This is a genomic window from Porphyromonas gulae DSM 15663 (assembly GCF_000378065.1).
In the GTDB taxonomy this organism is placed as follows: Bacteria; Bacteroidota; Bacteroidia; order Bacteroidales; family Porphyromonadaceae; genus Porphyromonas; species Porphyromonas gulae.
In genome coordinates this window covers 1-18,599 of record NZ_KB899161.1, presented here as the reverse complement: position 1 = coordinate 18,599, position 18,599 = coordinate 1, and the positions used below count along the sequence as shown (strand labels likewise).

Annotated in this window: 17 protein-coding genes; 5 read left to right on the top strand and 12 right to left on the bottom strand. The window is 50.4% G+C overall.

Annotated elements, in window-relative coordinates; genetic code table 11:
* Positions 1-59 precede the first annotated feature (59 nt).
* The 5 genes from F452_RS0105735 to F452_RS0105715 all read left to right on the top strand — a co-directional run bounded on the left by F452_RS0105735 (position 60) and on the right by F452_RS0105715 (position 7,097).
* Positions 60-3,071 carry a glycoside hydrolase family 3 N-terminal domain-containing protein gene (locus tag F452_RS0105735; protein ID WP_026292232.1) on the top strand — a complete coding sequence of 1,004 codons (3,012 nt, stop codon included), beginning with the start codon at positions 60-62 and terminating at the stop codon, positions 3,069-3,071.
* A 47-nt stretch (positions 3,072-3,118) separates the two neighbouring features.
* Positions 3,119-4,147, top strand: a complete 1,029-nt coding sequence (locus tag F452_RS0105730; protein WP_026292231.1) for a pyridoxal phosphate-dependent aminotransferase — start codon at positions 3,119-3,121, stop codon at positions 4,145-4,147.
* Between the two features lie 9 nt (positions 4,148-4,156).
* The gene (locus tag F452_RS0105725; protein WP_018965273.1) at positions 4,157-4,927 is read left to right on the top strand and encodes a 2-phosphosulfolactate phosphatase; all 771 of its coding nucleotides are present in this window, start codon (positions 4,157-4,159) and stop codon (positions 4,925-4,927) included.
* A gap of 228 nt (positions 4,928-5,155) precedes the next feature.
* A complete protein-coding gene (locus F452_RS0105720) occupies positions 5,156-6,235 on the top strand; it encodes an asparaginase (RefSeq protein ID WP_018965272.1) in 1,080 nt (359 codons plus the stop codon).
* A gap of 52 nt (positions 6,236-6,287) precedes the next feature.
* Positions 6,288-7,097 carry an MBL fold metallo-hydrolase gene (locus tag F452_RS0105715; RefSeq protein ID WP_018965271.1) on the top strand — a complete coding sequence of 270 codons (810 nt, stop codon included), beginning with the start codon at positions 6,288-6,290 and terminating at the stop codon, positions 7,095-7,097.
* A 122-nt stretch (positions 7,098-7,219) separates the two neighbouring features.
* Here the strand turns inward: F452_RS0105715 and F452_RS0105710 are convergent, their stop codons facing one another.
* The 12 genes from F452_RS0105710 to F452_RS12425 all read right to left on the bottom strand — a co-directional run.
* A complete protein-coding gene (locus F452_RS0105710) occupies positions 7,220-8,191 on the bottom strand; it encodes a Gfo/Idh/MocA family oxidoreductase (protein ID WP_026292230.1) in 972 nt (323 codons plus the stop codon).
* 410 nt (positions 8,192-8,601) lie between these two features.
* On the bottom strand, positions 8,602-8,967 hold the full coding sequence (rplS, locus tag F452_RS0105705; RefSeq protein WP_018965269.1) for a 50S ribosomal protein L19: 366 nt from the start codon (positions 8,965-8,967) through the stop codon (positions 8,602-8,604).
* Between the two features lie 198 nt (positions 8,968-9,165).
* On the bottom strand, positions 9,166-11,454 hold the full coding sequence (locus F452_RS0105700; protein ID WP_018965268.1) for a RelA/SpoT family protein: 2,289 nt from the start codon (positions 11,452-11,454) through the stop codon (positions 9,166-9,168).
* Positions 11,455-11,580: 126 nt separating this feature from the next.
* Positions 11,581-12,126, bottom strand: coding sequence for a 2-oxoacid:acceptor oxidoreductase family protein (locus F452_RS0105695; RefSeq protein WP_012458509.1), 546 nt, complete (start codon positions 12,124-12,126; stop codon positions 11,581-11,583).
* Between the two features lie 28 nt (positions 12,127-12,154).
* Entirely contained in the window at positions 12,155-12,919 is a 765-nt protein-coding gene (locus F452_RS0105690; RefSeq protein ID WP_013815155.1) for a thiamine pyrophosphate-dependent enzyme, read from the bottom strand.
* 16 nt (positions 12,920-12,935) lie between these two features.
* The gene (locus F452_RS0105685) at positions 12,936-13,115 is read right to left on the bottom strand and encodes a hypothetical protein (protein WP_018965267.1); all 180 of its coding nucleotides are present in this window, start codon (positions 13,113-13,115) and stop codon (positions 12,936-12,938) included.
* Between the two features lie 20 nt (positions 13,116-13,135).
* Positions 13,136-14,218, bottom strand: a complete 1,083-nt coding sequence (locus tag F452_RS0105680; protein WP_018965266.1) for a 3-methyl-2-oxobutanoate dehydrogenase subunit VorB — start codon at positions 14,216-14,218, stop codon at positions 13,136-13,138.
* 20 nt (positions 14,219-14,238) lie between these two features.
* Positions 14,239-14,466, bottom strand: a complete 228-nt coding sequence (locus F452_RS0105675; protein ID WP_004583469.1) for a 4Fe-4S binding protein — start codon at positions 14,464-14,466, stop codon at positions 14,239-14,241.
* A 233-nt stretch (positions 14,467-14,699) separates the two neighbouring features.
* Complete coding sequence (dnaG, locus tag F452_RS0105670) at positions 14,700-16,721, bottom strand: DNA primase (protein ID WP_018965265.1); 2,022 nt, start codon at positions 16,719-16,721, stop codon at positions 14,700-14,702.
* Between the two features lie 44 nt (positions 16,722-16,765).
* Positions 16,766-17,530 carry a 3-deoxy-manno-octulosonate cytidylyltransferase gene (kdsB, locus tag F452_RS0105665; protein ID WP_018965264.1) on the bottom strand — a complete coding sequence of 255 codons (765 nt, stop codon included), beginning with the start codon at positions 17,528-17,530 and terminating at the stop codon, positions 16,766-16,768.
* Positions 17,527-18,048, bottom strand: a complete 522-nt coding sequence (locus tag F452_RS0105660) for an NAD(P)H-dependent oxidoreductase (RefSeq protein WP_018965263.1) — start codon at positions 18,046-18,048, stop codon at positions 17,527-17,529. Before F452_RS0105660 ends, kdsB begins: the two co-directional genes overlap by 4 nt.
* A 150-nt stretch (positions 18,049-18,198) precedes the next feature.
* The coding region (locus F452_RS12425) for a hypothetical protein (RefSeq protein ID WP_208854512.1) at positions 18,199-18,599 on the bottom strand (401 nt) is incomplete at its 5' end.

The window sequence follows — 18,599 nt, the reverse complement described above, 5'->3', positions numbered from 1 at the left end:
CCGTTGCACAGGGTCTGCAAGCTCGGAGCAGGCCGCTTTTTTGTGTACATTTGTAGGGTATGAAACGATTTCTTTTCTCCTCCATCACAATACTCTTTCTGTCGGTGCTGTACACTGCCATGACACCGCCTCGTACGAACAAGGGTACAATGCGTGCCGTACAGTCGAAGGACTATCCCTTTCTCCTCTTCGAGGGGATCGACGGTAAGGATGTTGATCGGTGGGTCGAAGACCGAATCAAGAGCATGAGTACAGAGGAAAAAGTAGGCCAACTGCTCATGCCGATCGTTTACCCCTCTTTGCAGGGAGAAAAAGTAAAGCAAGCCGAACAACTGGTGCGCTCCTGCCATATCGGGGGTATCCTCTTCCAAAAAGGAACACTCTCGGAGCAATACACGATGACTCGCCACTTGCAGGAAGCTGCCCGCATCCCTCTGCTGATAGCACTGGACGGTGAGTGGGGTTTGCACATGCGTCTGAAAGATGCCCCACGCTTCCCTCGCAATATGGGCTTGGGACACCAAAAAGACAATCAGCTCCTTTACAACTATGGTCGGGAGGTAGCGCGCCAATGCCGGCTGATGGGGATTCATGTCAATTTTGCCCCGGTGCTGGACGTGAACAATAATCCGAAGAACCCTGTTATCGGTACGCGTAGTTTCGGCGACAATCCACGCCAAGTGGCGGAAAGGGGAGTCGCCTATGCACAAGGTTTGGAGGACGGTGGCGTAATGGCAGTGGCCAAGCATTTCCCCGGGCATGGCAATACGATGGAGGATTCGCACAAGACCTTGCCCACGGTCTTTGCCTCCCGAGAGGAATTGGACAAGACCGAATTGTTCCCCTTCAAGGAGTTTTTCCGAGCCGGCCTCAGCGGAGTGATGACGGCTCACCTCAATGTCCCGGCATTGGAGGCGAAGAAAAATACACCCTCATCGCTCAGCTATACCATCTGCACCGATCTGCTCCAGCGGGAAATGGGCTTCGAGGGGCTGATCTTTACGGATGGGCTGGCCATGCAGGGGGTACAGAGCGCCGGTTCGCAGCCGATCTCGGTTCGTGCCATATTGGCCGGCAACGATATTCTCCTCGGTCCCGTAGACCCGGCCAAGGCTTTTTCTGAAGTGCTCGCTGCTGTAAAAGACGGGACGATAAGCAACGATTTGCTGGACAAGAAATGTCGCAAAATTCTGGCCTTCAAGTATGGGCTCATTATCCGCAAGGAACTGCCCAAGGAAAAGGCCGCGGAGAAGGTGGTACGGCAGGTAAACAACCGTGAAGCGGAACGGATGGCAGAAAACCTCTGGCTGGCGTCTATTACGATTCTCAAAAACAAGAAGCAGTTCCTCCCCCTCTCGGAGGGAAACCGTATTGCATGCATCGATCTGGATGGTGCAGCCACCAATACTTTTACACAAGAGCTGGGGCTTACGAGCAAGGACTGCTATTCCTATACCAAGGGCAGCAACAGTACGCGCACACAAGAGCTGCTCTCCAAACTCAAGGGGTACGATGCTGTGATCGTCACGGTTCGGCACACACAGCCGGATCGGGCAAGAACCTTTCTCCACCGGCTGACGGAACAGAACCACACTGCCATCGTCTTCTTCACATCGCCCTATGTAGCCGACAGGATTCCGGCGGCTACGGACAAAGCACGGGCTATAGTCGTGGCATATGAAAACGTAAAGGAGGCTGCTCGAATGGCAGCTCGCAAGATTCGGGACAGAGTTGTGGTATCCTCAGGTGGTGAGATCCCGGTTGTTCCGGAAGAGGAGGAGACCGATCCAACTGCGAACATGATGCCACCGACCGAATCCCACTCCTCTATCATCCCGATGCCGGCGGTAGACCGCATAGCGAAAGAAGCCCTAAGGCAAGGAGCTTTCCCCGGTTGTCGTATCCTCGCTGTCCATCGGGACAAGGTGGTATATGACAAAAGCTTCGGCACCCTCGACGGATCTGCACACGGAGGCAAGGTATCTTCTTCCACCATCTACGACTTGGCATCCGTCACCAAGATCGTAGCCACTACTCCGGCTGTGATGCTACTGGTTCAGGATGGGAAATTGAAGCTCAGTGACCGGCTCGGAACGCTATTGCCTCGCTTTGCCGGAACAGACCTCAAAGACATCACCGTACAGCAGCTTCTGCTTCATGAAGCAGGCCTTCGGCCATCGGTCAATTTCTACGAATCCCTGATAGACAGTAGCAGTCTGGACGGCAAGTTGCTCTCTCCCCGGCGGAGTTCGGGATGGGTTCGAGTAGATACCAATATGTGGGGCAATCCGTTCTTCGGATTTCGCTCCGATCTGGTCTCCGGACAATTTCGGCCGGACTATCCGTTTCGTTTTTCTTCCAATCTGTACCTGTCCAAAGAGGTCAAAGAAATTGTCCTCAATACGATCGCTTCTACTCCTCGCAATGGTGTCGGACGCTACAGGTATTCGGATCTGGGGTTCATCCTGCTACAGCAAATTGTGGAAAAAGTGTCGGGCAAGAGCTTGAATGTCTTTGTCGAAGAACGCATATTCCGCCCCATCGGAGCCGGTTCGCTCGGTTATCTTCCACTCGATAAGTATCCCGTTTCGCGCATTGCACCGGCACAGAACGACAAATTTCTACGTAAAAGCATCGTCCGCGGTACAGTGGACGACGAAGCTGCCGCATGCCTCGGAGGCGTGTCGGGCAATGCCGGTACTTTCGGCACGGCAGAGGATGTAGCGCGCGTGTTGGACATGTTCCTTCACGAAGGCAGCTACAAAGGCCGCAGAATCATTGACCAAAAGGTCTTTCGACAGTTCATCACGACTCACGGCAAGGGCAACAGACGTTGTCTCGGGTTTGACAAAGGTCGCGCAAGCATGGCGGAATCGGCTTCCTCCTCTACCTACGGCCATACGGGATTTACGGGCACCTGTGTTTGGGTCGATCCCGAGAACGAACTTATCTTTGTATTCCTTTCCAATCGAACTTACCCCAATCGGCTGAATAAGACACTGATGACGGCAAGCGTACGCCCAAGGCTGCATCAAGCGATATACGAGGCTTTGGGAATAGCGGAGCAATGAGACCGGAACAAAATAGAAACCTACAATATAGAGAAGGAGACAGAACTATGATTTTTGGACATGGAGATGAAGGCGTTACACCCTTATCAGGCAAAATAATCAACTTCAGTACCACTGTCTGGACAGATGGCGATAAAGATCATCTGGAGAAACATCTGGTAGAAAACCTCAACTGTATTCAGCACTACCCCGAGCCGGATGCCGGTACGCTCAGGCAGATGCTCGCCAAGCGGAACAGTGTGGATAATAACGCCATACTCGTGACCAACGGACCCACGGCGGCCTTCTACCAAATAGCACAGGCATTCAGAGGGAGCCGAAGCCTCATAGCCATTCCTTCTTTTGCCGAATATGAAGATGCTTGTCGGATGTATGAGCACGAAGTCTGCTTCTATCCTTCTAATGAGGATATAGGCGAGGCTGATTTTTCCAATATAGATTTCTGCTGGCTTTGTAATCCGAACAATCCCGATGGCAGACTGCTGCAGCGGATAGAGATCCTGCGTCTGCTCAACGATCATCCTGACACGACATTCGTCCTCGACCAGTCCTATGTATCGTTTACGACCGAGGAAGTGATTCGTCCGGCCGACATCAAAGGACGAAAAAACCTTGTCATGGTCTATTCCTTCAGTCATGCCTACGGGATACCGGGACTTCGTATCGGCTACATCGTGGCCAATAAGGATTTTATGAAGCGTGTAGCTGCTTTCAGTACCCCGTGGGCGGTAAATGCACTGGCTATAGAGGCTGCCAAATTCATCCTTATCCATCCTGCACAATTTACTCTGCCGATCCGCAAGTGGCAACGCAATACGGTAGATTTTATCACAGCCCTGAATCGCCTCGATGGCGTAGAAGTACATCCTTCCGGTACCACGTTTTTCCTCCTTCGGCTGAAGAAAGGGACTGCAGCCGAACTGAAAAAATATCTGTTGGAAGAGCATAATATGCTGATTCGGGATGCTTCTAATTTCCGTGGTCTCGACGAATCCTACGTCCGAATCACTACGCAGCGACCTGCTCAGAACCAGCTTTTCATCAAAGCTCTGGAGACATTCCTCGAGAAATACTAAGAGTAGCAGATGCTGCAGATCAGTCTCTGTCCTTCTCCCGTACTCTATCCATACTACAAGACGGAGCAAGAAGAGTACATGGTTGTCATCGTGGATATATTCCGTGCCGGCACCACGATCACGACGGCACTGATGAACGGTGCTGCAGGTATCATCCCGATTGCAACCGTCGAGGAGGCGGAAATCTATGCCAAGAACGGCTTCCTTGTAGGAGGTGAGCGAGGAACGGAGCGATTGCCTTTCGCGCATTTCGGCAATGCTCCCGAAGAATATACTCGCCGGGCGGTAGAGGGGAAACAGCTCGTACTATCGACGACCAACGGCACCCGTGCCGCCGACATAGCTGCCGGAGCCTTGCACGTTATTATCGGGGCTTTTATCAATCTGGAAGCTGTCGCTCGCTACTGCATCGCCAAGCGGAAGCCGGTCATGGTACTGGCTTCGGGCTGGCAAAACAGGATGAGTACGGAGGATTGTCTGTTCGCCGGTGCTTTGGCTGCTACGATCGTCCGGCTTGGAGAGGAGGTCATTTGCGAAGACGGAGCTTCAGTTTTCCAAGAACTCTGGGGTAACTACAACACGCATGAGAAGTTGACGGCATACCTGAGCCGGCGAGATCATTACGAACGCCTGCGCGCCAACAATCTGGAGAGAAGTGTTCCCTATTGCACTTCGCTCAATCTCACAGAAATTGTTCCCGAACTGACCTTCAAAATTCCTGCCGCATCAATGGATTGCCCGGCTAACCGGCTCTTCCTACCCGTCACCCCACCTTTCTAAGCCATCCGAACAAATCTTATCGGAGTACGGCATCTTTTTCCACCGCAAACCGTTCCATTTTCCCTCCACGCTCCACTAATTTGCAAGAAGTGGCGCCGTAAAGCATGCTCTGAACGAGCTTTTATTATCTTTGTGCACCGGCCGTATCCAAAGCCATAGTCCGATGGCTGCGCGATCTTGGAAGCCGGCAGGAAAAAACCGCCACCGTTTTGTTTAGCTCACCACATAATGCAAACTAAATCTGCTTCAGGACGTTCTGCGATTCTCCTCATATATACAGGGGGGACAATCGGCATGATTGAGAATCCGGAGACGGGAGTATTAGAAGCTTTCGACTTCAAATATCTGGAAACCAATGTGCCGGAACTGAAAAAATTCGGTTTCAAAATCGACTCCATCCAGTTCGATCCTCCTATCGACTCGGCTGCTATCTCACCGGACTTATGGGTGAGGCTGGCCGAAACTATTCGAGAGAACTACCGGACTTACGACGGTTTCGTCATCCTCCACGGCACAGACACCATGGCCTATACGGCCTCTGCCTTGAGCTTTATGCTCGACGACTTGCAGAAGCCTGTAATCCTGACCGGATCACAACTACCTATCGGCACCCTTCGGACAGACGGAAAAGAAAACCTCATTACCGCCATCGAAATCGCAGCAGCGAAGCAAAACGGCTATGCTCGTGTGCCGGAAGTTTGCATTTTCTTCGACAATTATCTCATGCGTGGCAATCGCACTTCGAAAGTCAGTGCGGACCAGTTCGAAGCCTTTGCTTCATACAACTTTTCGCCTTTAGCCTATGCCGGTATCGACATTCGGTACGAAGATACTCTGATAGCCGACCGAGGGGCAGATGCTGCTCTCAGTGTCCACACGGAAATGGACAGAAACGTTGTCATCCTGAAAATATTCCCCGGCATCACACGCGAAGTGGTGGAGAGCATTCTCGGTATCTCCTCACTGAAGGGTGTAGTCCTGGAGACATACGGTAGCGGCAATGCCCCCATGGAGCCGTGGTTTCTGGATGCTTTGGAGAAGGCCGTTCAGCGTGGACTCGTCATCGTCAATGTCACCCAGTGCGTATCGGGCTATGTGGATATGCATCGATACGAAACGGGGCATCAACTCGAAACCATCGGGCTTATCAGCGGTTATGACAGTACGACCGAGTGTGCCATCATCAAGCTCATGTATCTATTCGGACGCGGATATACACCGGAGCGTGTAAAAGCAGAGATGAAACGCTCTCTAAAGGGAGAAATAAGCGTAGGAGAAGAGTACGAAAACAACAAATGCCGATGCTGATCTCCTCCAACCGAACTGTCAGAACAAAGAGCAAAGGAGAACGGAAAGCAAGATGATCAAATTCATGAGTATCGCCAGTGGCAGTAGTGGCAACTGCTACTACCTCTCCAATGGCAATCAGGCACTGCTTATCGACGCAGGCATTCCATTACGAACCATTTCCAAAGCCCTTAAAGATCATCAGATACCCATCGAAGGGAATGTAGTGGGCGTATTGGTTACGCACGACCATGCCGACCATATCCGGACTATCGGCTGCCTGGGAGAAAAATTCCATCTGCCCGTGTTCGCCACGGAAAGAGTGCATAATGGGATCAATAGCAGTAGATACGTGGATCACCTCCCGCTCCTTTCACGGCGCAATATCATTCAGGAAGAAACATTTCGTCTGGCCGGATTCGATATAACGGCCTTTCCCATCCCTCACGATGCCACAGAAAACGTAGGCTACCATATCACGGCTCCGGGCTTCAGCTTTACGCTGTGCACCGACGTCGGACACATCACCGACACCATCTCTCACTATGCATCCAAAGCCGATTACCTCGTCATGGAAGCCAACTACGACTGTGAGATGCTGCTAAGCGGACCCTATCCGGAGTTTCTGAAAGAACGGGTATCGGGGCCAAACGGACATCTGAGCAATCAGGAAACGGGCGACTTCCTTGCACGAACTTTCCATCCGGGGATGAAACACGTATGGCTGTGCCACCTGAGCAAGGACAACAATCACCCCGACCTGTGCTGGAAATCCATCGAATATCGCCTATTCAATGAAGGGATCCGTGTTGGAAAAGATATGGAACTCACCGTACTCAAACGTACATCCCCCTCAGCCTTGTACACTCTCTTGGAGGATTGATCTCCGGAGACTCCTCCCCCTTTCTCTCGCTTCGCATACTACGGCCGATAAACTCTCTCCCCATAACAGATCGTTACAGGAGCAAGGGTGAGCGGATCATAAGATTATAGAAATCCCTTTTTTCAGCGTCTCCATCCGAAAGGATGAGAGGCCAGAGGCAAACGTGCGAAGGGATGGTATTCGCCCTTCAACCCTACGGGACAAGCATTGCGAATGTCATGGACGATCTGAATACTGTTGCGAGCCTCGTCCAAACCGAAACCTTCGCCGGCCAAAATCCGCCGATAACTCTCGGTGTGCAGCTCTGTAAATCCTTCGCTGAACTCGAATGATTCGCCGTCTATTTCTATCGTACGAAAGGTTCGCTTCTCTCCCTGTACGGCATTCTCGGGCAGAAGCTCTTCATTGATCGAGAGGAAGTAACGCACACGGGCGCGCTCCAATCCCAGATAGCCGGCAGCCCTGTCATGCTCATACACATGTACGACATTGTGTCGGACACTGCCGAAAATCCACGACAGCATATCGTAGAAATGGACACCGATATTCGTTGCTATGCCGCCGCTCTTACGCTCGTCTCCCTTCCAGCTCGTATAGTACCAATTGCCACGCGAAGTAATATACGTCAGCGTGACATCATAGATCTTGTCGGCCGGTCCGGCTTCGATCTTTCTCTTCAGAGCCACGATCGACTCATGGAGTCGCAGTTGAAGGATATTATAGATCCGATGCCCCGTCTCTTGCTCGATCTCCTGCAAAGCGTCTATATTCCAAGGGTTGAGCACCAAAGGCTTCTCGCATATCACATCCGCTCCAAGCCGCAGACCATAGCGACAATGGGCATCGTGCAGATAGTTCGGCGTACATACGGACACATGGTCGATAGCCTGATCGGTCCCTCGTAGCTTGGAGTTGTGACGGTCGAACAGTTCTTGCTCCGTAAAGAAGGCAGCTTTCGGGAAGTAACTGTCCATGATACCCACACTGTCGAACTTATCCATAGCCGATACCAAGCGATTGCCCGTATCCTTGATGGCGCGAAGATGGCGCGGAGCGATATAGCCGGCCACACCGATGATGGCAAAGTTGTGCATTGTCCTGTTCCTCATTATATCCGATCAGAAACATCCTGATCCGGACAAAGGTAAGGAGTAAAGGCGAAAAACTTTCTCGCTTTTCTTGCGTGATTGTATTCGCGCTCTATCGGGAAAGAAAAGGCGAGGGTCGCCGGCATCTTACAGCTGATCGGATTAATCGTCACGTTTCCCCAGTACCATTGCCAATAACCCGAAAACGGGTGTGTCGAATTTGTTTTTCGATACACCCGTTTTCAGCTTTCTCTTGGCTCCTCTGTTAAAAACGAGAAGGTGCGCCGGAAGATAATCTCGACACACCTTCTTTGCATAATGCAGACTGTAGCTTCTTTGGGAACGAGGATTATAACTCTATATACATCCTCTCCTTATGCGAGGAGCCTCCTCTCCCAATAATCGCTATCCGTCAATTAGTCTTTGGCAGGAAGAGCTACGCGACGCTCTTTGATACGGGCTTTCTTACCTGTCAGGCCACGCAGGTAATACAGCTTGGCACGACGTACCTTACCATACTTCTCAACGGTGATATTTTCAATGAAGGGGCTTTCGATGGGGAAAATACGCTCTACACCGATACCGTCTGAGATTTTGCGAACAGTGAAGCGCTTCTTGTCGCCATGGCCGCTAATGCGTATTACCACACCGCGGTACTTCTGGATACGCTCCTTGTTACCTTCCTTGATACGATATTCAACAGTGATGGTGTCACCGCTGTTAAACTTGGGATGTTCTTTTCCTGATTTGAACTCTTCGTTAACGATTTTAATAAAGTCCATTTGTATTGCTTTTTGGATTAGCTAAGTACTAAACGCAATATACACAGGTCGCACGTTATTTCCTGTCAGAGATTACGCAAAGCGACTGCAAAGTAACAAAAAAGCTTCCAATCGGCAAAACTCGCGCCAAAAACAGCACGAATTTACCCCATTGAGACACGGAACTAACGAAGATAAAAAGACAGACTCCCTCAGCTATCAGGATACGCGCCCCACGGACTGTACATATTTGTTCTGACGGAGGCGATGGCAAATTTTGAGCAGGTCGTCGGAGTTGTGCACGAGCAGATGGATTTGTCCTTCGAAAATACCATCCTTGGCCGTGAGCTGTATGTGCTTGATGCCGACGTTGAAGTCTTCCGAAATAATCTGTGTTACGGCAGTAAGGATGCCGGTGGAGTCGATGCCTTTAAGAGCCAGTTTGGCTTCGAACGAGGTGTGACTGTGCAGGCTCCATTCGGTGGAAAGAATACGATTGCCGAAGCTGCTCTTCAGACGCATGGCGATCGGGCACGATCGCTTGTGCACCACGACGGTATCGTCATCGTTGATAAATCCAAAAGCATCATCACCCGGAATAGGTTTGCAGCATTCAGCGATCTGATAGTTGCGGGAGAATTCGTCCTCCTGCAGGATATAAGTCTTTTTGGTGTTGAAAGCTTTCTTATCCTCTTTCTCTGCCGGCTTGCCGGATGGAGAGGAGGTTTTGTTGCTTTTGCCCGCTTTCAGTGCCGAACGGATAGCCCTCATCAGGAAGTTGCCGCTATGCTCTCCCTGAAGCAGTTTCTTGAAGCTTTCGGGCAGAGATACCGTACCTGTACCGACAGCGTAGAAGAATGTTTCTCGATTGAGGAAACCGAAATAGGCTGCGATCCTATCCAAAAGTTCGGCAGAGACCATGGATTCGGATGTTCGGATAACGCTGACTACCTTTTCTTCCCCTCGATTGACCATCTCACGTCTTTTGCGTCGGAGGAAGGAATCCACTTTTGATTTGGCACGCGCTGTAGTTACATAGCGCAACCACTCTTCGGTGGGCTGCTGACTCTTACTCGAAAGTACTTCCACCTGATCGCCGCTATTGAGTACATAGCTGAGTGGAACAAGTTTGTGGTTCACCTTGGCACCGATACAATGATCTCCCAAATCGGAGTGAAGCGAATAAGCAAAGTCCAAAGCCGTAGCTCCCTGCGGCAGACGTTTGATCTCGCCTTTTGGCGTGAACACCATTACCTCGTTGGAGAATAGATTCAATTTGATCGTATCGAGAAAGTCCAGAGCATTCGGGTTCGGATTTTCCAGTATTTCCTGTATGGTACTGAGCCATTTCTCCAGCTCCGAATCTTCTTCCACATTGTCGCCCTTGTATTTCCAGTGGGCAGCGAATCCTTTCTCTGCAATGTCGTCCATCCTTCGGCTACGGATCTGGACTTCCACCCACTCGCCATCCGGTCCCATGACCGTCAGGTGGAGTGCTTGGTATCCGTTGCTTTTGGGATTGCTGACCCAGTCGCGAATACGGTCGGGACGATTGCGATATATATCCGTGATGGCCGAATAGATCTCCCAGCAGCGGTTTTTGTCGGGTACGTTGGGTGAGGATTCGAATATGATTCGCACCGCAAAAAGGTCATAAATCTCTTCGAAAGGAACCCCTTTCTTTTCCATTTTCTTCCAAATGGAATAGACGGATTTGACCCTCGCCTTCATCTCATAGGACATGCCCATACCGGCAAACCGTTGTTTGAGCGGTGTCGCAAAATGTTCGAACAGCTCTAAACGATGCTGTTCGGTGATGCGGATCTTTTCCTTGATGGCTTCATATTCCTGCGGATGCTCGTATTTGAAGCTCAAATCTTCCAGCTCGCTCTTGATCGCGAAGAGACCTAAACGATGTGCCAAGGGAGCATAGACGTACTGCGTCTCGCCTGCAATCTTCATTTGCTTGGCCGGAAGCATGGAGTCCAGTGTACGCATATTATGCAAACGATCGGCAATCTTGATGAGGATAACGCGGATGTCATCATTCATCGTCAGAATCAGCTTGCGGAAATTCTCGGCCTGTGCGGAGCTATTGCTAAAGACTTCACCGGATATTTTGGTCAGGCCGTCGACGATCTGTGCCACCTTCTCTCCGAACATGTCGCGCATATCATCCACGGTGTACTCCGTATCCTCCACCACGTCGTGCAACAGGGCACAACAGATGGACGTGGATCCCAACCCTATCTCCTGACATACAATCCGCGCCACGGCAATAGGGTGGAGGATATAAGGCTCCCCGCTACGTCGCTTGGCACCGGCATGAGCATCCTTGGCCAAGTGGAAAGCCTTGTCGATCTTTTCCACTTTGCGACGATGGTTGGAGTTCAAATAGTCTTGAATCAACAAAGAGTATTCCCGCTGTACGAGGGCTTCTTCTTCGCTGATCGAGACCTTGTTTTCCGTTTCTATATCGGGATTCTTTGCACTCACGTTTGGCTCCATAATCTATTTTCAATCACAATGTGGTCTTATTATACAAATGTAAAAAAAAGACCGTGCCGAAAATGATATTCCGGCACAGTCTCTTTATTGTATATGTGTTGATCGAATTAGATTGTCTCTTTCGGATCAGTGTATCTGTTTGATGATCTCCATACCGCGTTGGATGGCTTGCTCGTTCATCGGGATGAGTTTGTGGTGACGTTCGGGCAGTGTCTTCTTCAGACCCTTGATCACACTTTCGATCTTAACCATCGGAGCAACCTTGAGAACACCGCCGAGGACAATCATGTTGAATGCCTTTTGGTTACCCATGCGGAGCGACTCTTGTGTAGCATCCACTTCATAGATCTGAATATCGTCGCGCTTATTCTTGAGTACGATGCTGTCCGGATCGTAAACCAAGATACCGCCTTTCTTAACGCGCGGCTCGAACTTATCGAGCGAAGGCTGGTTCAGTACGATCACAATGTCGTATTCATTGAGAACCGGCGAGCTTACCTGTTCGTCGCTCACGATCACCGTCACATTCGATGTACCCCCACGCTGTTCGGGTCCGTATGAAGGCATCCAAGATACCTCTTTGTCTTCCATCAAACCGGAGTAAGCAAGGATCTTACCCATTGAGAGGACACCTTGTCCTCCGAAACCTGCAATTACAATTTCGTAAGTCATGATACTTTTCTTTTGTTTGAATGGGAGGTTAGTCGATATTCTTAAGATCTCCCAGAGGATACTGTTTAGCCATGTTCTCCATCATCCAGTCATTGGATGCTGCAGGGCTCATCTTCCAGCCAGTGTTGCATGTAGAAACAACTTCGACAATAGAAGTACCCTTTCTGTTCATAGAGTTTTCGAATGCCTTCTGGATCATCTTCTTCGTCTTGCGAACAGCTGCTGCGTTGTGCACGGTCTGGCGCGTTACGAGACAAGTACCATCGAGCAAAGCAAGCATATCGGCAATCTTCAGCGGATAGCCGTTCAGCTCTACGTTTCTTCCTTGAGGGCAAGTAGCCGTAGCCATACCTTCAAGGGTAGTCGGGGCCATCTGACCTCCGGTCATACCGTAGATACCGTTGTTGATGAATATAATGGCGATGTTTTCTCCTCGGTTGGCTGCATGGATGGTCTCGGCTGTTCCGATGGCGGCCAAGTCACCATCGCCCTGATATGTAAATACCAGCTTAGACGGATTCAGACGCTTTACTGCCGTAGCCAGAGCCGGTGCGCGGCCGTGGGCAGCCTCTTGCCAGTCAATATCGATGTAGCGATAGGCGAATACTGAGCATCCTACGGGAGCGATGCCGATAGTTTCTTCCGTCAAACCCATTTCTTCGATTACCTCTGCGATGAGTTTGTGTACGACCCCGTGGCTACAACCCGGACAATAGTGCATATCCGTGTCGTTCATCAAGGTCGGCTTAGCGTAAACCAGGTTTTCCGGTTTGATAATATCGTTGATTTCCATTGTGATAACTGTGTTATTAGCGTTTGAATGAACTGATGAAATATCCCGTCACCCTGACTGCTACAGCTGCAAACCCCGGTACCAGATACAGCCACCTCTGCTCTGTCTGTCTGTAAAACAGGAACATGGCTACCGTAAGTACCAGCAGGAGATAGAAGACTATCGTCAGTATGCCGTTGACTTTCTTGAGATCCATTCTCGGACTATATTCTCTACTTATTTGATTACTTTCTCTTTGAGTGCTTGCAGAATCTCATCAGGAGAGAAGAGCATACCGCCCATACGACCATAGTGCTCTACGGGAACCTTGCCGTTTACGGCCAAACGAACGTCTTCTACCATCTGACCGGCATTCAGCTCTGCCACAAGGAAGCCTTTGGCACGATCGGCCAGCTTGGCGATCTCTTTGGTCGGGAACGGCCACAAGGTAATCGGACGCAAGATACCTGCCTTGATACCCTGCTCGCGTGCGAGCTGTACCGTTTTGTTGCAGATACGTGCAGAAGATCCGAATGCAACGAGGATATAGTCGGCATCTTCCGTCTGATACTCTTCGTAGCGAACTTCATTGGCTTCGATCTCTGCATACTTCTTTTGGAAGCGGAGGTTGTTCTGCTCCATAACGGCCGAATCAAGCTCGAGAGAGGTAATGATATTCGGCTGACGACCTCCCTTGCGACCGAGAGTTGCCCACGGGCATTGCTCGCGGATTTCGTCTTCGGCACGACGCTTTTTGAACGGAGGCAATATCACCTTTTCCATCATCTGACCGATGATACCGTCGGAAAGGATGAGTGCAGGATTGCGGTACTTGAATGCCAGCTCCAGTCCGAGGCCAACGAAGTCGACCATCTCCTGTACGGAGTTGGGTGCCAATGTGATCAGACGATAGTCACCGTGTCCGCCACCCTTGACAGATTGGAAATAGTCGGCCTGTCCGGGTTGGATCGTTCCCAAGCCGGGGCCTCCACGCATAACATTTACAATCAAGCAGGGCAATTCGGCACCGGCACAATAGCTCACTCCTTCTTGCTTGAGACTCATACCCGGGCTGGAGGAAGAGGTCATCACCATCTTGCCGCAACTGGCACCGCCATAAACCATGTTGATGGCAGCGACTTCGCTCTCTGCCTGCAAGACAACCATACCGGTCGTATCCCATGGATGCTCCTCCATGAGCGTTTCCATAACTTCAGACTGCGGAGTGATAGGATAGCCGAAGTAGCCATCCACACCGTTACGTATTGCCGAGTGTGCAAGGGCTTCATTGCCCTTCATCAGCCTTATTTCTTCTGTCATATTTTTTCTCTGTTTTTTTGTTACAATTTCACTTTGTACACCGTGATACATGCATCCGGGCATACCGTTGCACAGCTGGTGCAGCCGATACAGCTTTCGGGATCTTTCATATAAGAGTAATGATAGCCTTTGTCATTGACTTCATTCGGGTGTAGCTCTAGCACTTTTGTCGGGCAAGCCACTACACATAGATTGCAACCTTTGCAACGCTGGGTATTAACGACCACAGCTCCTCTGATTTTTGCCATTATAGTTATCTTTTTAATAAGGACTTCGAATACCTAAAAGTGAGTAATCTTGACGCCCCAAAGATAGGTATTCTTTCCCTCCTGATACCTATAAAGGCGGTTTTTTCGATCGTTCACGTCCTTTTTGTGCCGGGAAAATGTTCTTTAGCATGTTTTGACCTCGTACCGTTGTGACGAAGTCGATCCGACACAAGATCCTTTCAGGTCGAAGTAGCCCATATCATCCTTGTCAATCAGGGCAATACGGTGCGATCCCCCAGACGACGCGCCAACTCGCTTTTCATTTCGTTCATGCTGCGCAGTTCGTTCATTATTTCTAATTGCAACTCGATGTCGCCGGCTTTTTGAGCTTGTACGATTTCTTTCTGCAAAGCACGGATTTGTACCTGAATAAAAACATTTTTGATGGTGAGAAGTTCGCGTTCCACTCGCATCTGAAGGTCTTCTTCCGCATTGCTCTCCTCCCCTTTCCCATAGTGAATACGGCTCAAAGCATAGCGATCGGTCAGTAGCTCGACCGCAATATGACTGATCTGTGCATTGGGGTGATCTCTGAAGTACTTGGCTGCTACAAAACCACTGTCGAACGATTGTTCGGCAGCCTCATCGAGAATCTGTCTGAATATGTCGGTGCCAATATCTACTCCATCCGCATTCAAGTCCGATTTGATGTAATAAGCCAAGGTGACCTCCGATGGAGTCTGCTTTTCCGCTCCTTCTTCATGCCTGTATATGAGGAGTTTTCTTTCGCCATAGCGAATGATCAGACGGAGCAGTTCCTCTTCATATTTGGCCGGATAGCAGGGTTGCCCCACCTCTGCTGAACGAGTATCGGCAGGAGTTTCGGTACTATGGTCTTCGGTGCCTACGGGATTGTCCGAATCGTTTTTCCTCTCAGAGGTAATCGCCGGCTGTTGGATGGTGGGTTGTGGGGCGGAGTACGTACTCCCACGGAACCTCATCTTTTGGACTTCGCGAGCCAGCAGCCGCTCATCCATACTAAGCGTTTGGCCTGTCTCTTGGACATAGACACGGCGTGTGATGTCGTCGGGGATCAGAGCAATACTGCCGATAATGTCGGTAATGAGCTGTGCTCTTCGGATGGGGTCACGCTCCATGTCGCTCAAGTAGAGCTGTGTCTTGAAGCGGATAAAATCCGTTTCATGCTGCTCGATATACTCCTCGAACTGCGCTACGGTATGATTGCGGGCAAAACTGTCAGGGTCTTCTCCGTCGGGCAGGAGAACCACTTTCACATGCATGCCTTGCTCCAGTAGCAGGTTGATACCACGCAGAGCTGCCTTGATCCCGGCCGCATCACCATCGTATAGGACTGTGATGTTCGAGGTAAAGCGGTGTATCTGATTGATCTGCTGCTGTGTCAGAGCCGTTCCGGAGGAAGCCACCACATTTTCGATACCGGACTGATGCATCGAAATGACATCCGTATAACCCTCGACAAGGAAGCACTTATCTCGGCGAGCAATCTCTTTCTTGGCCAGGAATAGCCCATACAGCTCTTTGCTCTTCGAGTAGATGATGCTTTCGGGAGAATTGACATACTTGGCGGCCTTGTCTTTCTTCCCTAAAATTCTTCCTCCGAAGGCTACGATCTTGCCGCTTACGGTCTGTACGGGGAAAATGACTCGTCCGCGGAACCGGTCGTGTAAGGCCTTGCTGTCTTCGTATCGGATGGAAAGCCCTGTATCGACCAAGTATTCGGACTTGAACCCTTTTCGTATGGCTTCGTCACTGAGAGCCGACCTCTCTTCGGGTGCATAGCCGAGCTGGAACTTCTGTACGGTCTCCGGACGAATACCTCTTTGGCGGAAGTAAGTCATCCCGATGGTCCGGCCTTCGACGGTATTGAGAAGGTTGTTCCTGAAGAAGTCGTTGGCAAACTCATTGAGGATAAACATACTTTCTCTATCGCTCTTGAGTTTCTTCTCCTCATCGGTCAGCTCCCGTTCGTGAATCTCGATCCCGTATTTACGTGCCAGATAGCGCAGGGCATCGCTATAGCTGAGCTGTTCGATTTTCATGATGAAATGAACAGGCGAGCCTCCTTCGCCACAGGCGAAGCATTTGCAGAGGTTCTTTGCCGGCGATACGGAGAACGAAGGATTGCGATCGCTATGGAAAGGACACAAGCCGAGGTAGTTCACGCCACGCTTGCGGAGCGAAACAAAGTCGCTTACGACCTCTACGATATTGGCCGCATCGAGTATCCTCTCTCGAGTCAGATCGTCAATCATCTCATCCTATATACTCTATAATTATATATAGTGTCCCAGATGCGTCATTCCATACCCAACGAACGGAGATAGGCTATGGCCTTGTCCATATCCTCCGGCGTATCGATTCCTATCGTGCTCTGCTGTGTTTGCAGCACTCGAATCCGGTAGCCGTATTCCAGCCAACGAAGCTGTTCGAGGCTTTCAGCTTGCTCTGCCGAGCCTTGGGGCAGCGAGGTGATCTCGCGGAGGACGGCCGGGCGAAAGGCATAGATCCCGATATGCTTGTAGTAAGTATGCCGGCGGCACCAAGTGTCAGGCTCTACCCCCCTGAGATATGGGATAACGGAGCGGCTGAAATAAAGGGCATAGCCTCCATGATCCAATACGATCTTCGGGCTGTTCGGATTGTCCAATAGCTCGAAGCTCGTGTCAGGCGAGAAAACTTCTGCCAACGTAGCTATATCGGTTTCCGGCTTGTCGAAAGCCGAAATCAGCAGGTCGATCTGTTCCTCCCGGACAAAAGGTTCATCGCCTTGCAGATTCAGGACGATCTTTTCTCCCCGACCTACTTTGTCGAATGCCTCCCGACAGCGTTCCGTACCGCTACTGCACTCGGGGGACGTCATCACCACCTCTCCTCCGAAATCCTCCACGGCCTGACGGATACGCTCGTCATCGGTGGCTACGACGGCTCGGGGGACGACACCGGCTATTCGCTCATATACCCGTTGGATCATCGGCTTGCCGAGCATATCGGCTAGTGGTTTGCCCGGGAATCGGCTGGAAGCGTATCGAGCCGGGATGATGGCTATTACCCCTGTATTCATTCTCCTTTGATAAAGCGGAGATAGGCTTCGCAGTTGGCCGGCAGCGTTTCCGGCAGGCGAGGATTGTAGGAGTCGTAGCAGGCATGGTAACCGGTGAATCGAGCACGCAGGAAAGCAGCTATCCCGTCGAATACATTCAGGTAGCTTCGCAGCGTATGACACTGCTGTGCTCCTTCGGCAAAAGCCGATTCGGGCGATCCGCAGGAGACTGCCGCGCAGATTTCTTTACCCTCCATCTTGTCCCCACCGGCACCGTAAGCCCAGCCGTCGGTGAAGACCTCGTCCATCCACTTCTTCAGCAGATAGGGAGCTGCATACCAATAGAGGGGGAATTGGAAGACGATACGGTCGTGAGCCTCCAGCAGGGCTTGCTCATGTGCTATATCGATTTGTCCGTTCGGATACTGTTCGTAGAGATGGTGGATAGTGGCCGCACCCTCGATGGCTTTGGCCCAAGCCTTGTTGATAACGGATTTGGTCAAATCGGGGTGAACGACTATTACGAGCGTTTTTTTCATTTTTTGAAAAGGGTATTATAGTAGTATGACAAATCCTCAAAAGAGAAGTCTCGAACTGTAAAGAGGTCTCATTTTGGGACTTCAAAGAAACGATTTATAAGCCAAAAAAGCAAGGTTTTCCCCGCTGTGTGTTGTCTGAAAAGTATGGTATTAGCTTTGTGGTCGACAAAGAATCATCAGTCGCTCCGAGGTGTCTATGAAGGTGTCCGAAATCCATCTTATCGGATACATGAGGGCCTTCGCTTCTCTATGAAAAATACGCGCCAAAAAAGTTTTCAACAACGAAGCTGAGTTTGGAATCATTCCAAATAAGCATCCGAAAGGAAGCGGATTTTGAGGTGAAAGAGAAAAGAAAGCGACCTTTTGGGACTTGCAATTCGCTTTGTAGGAGGTCGATTCGTGATTTATATATAAACCGTTTTCGATTTGTATATAGATTGTTTCTGATTTATATATAAATCGTTTTCGATTGATATATAGGTTGAATGCCATTTGTATATAAATCGGATAGCTCAAAAGGTCCTTATCGAGGGCTGTAAATAAAGAGGCAT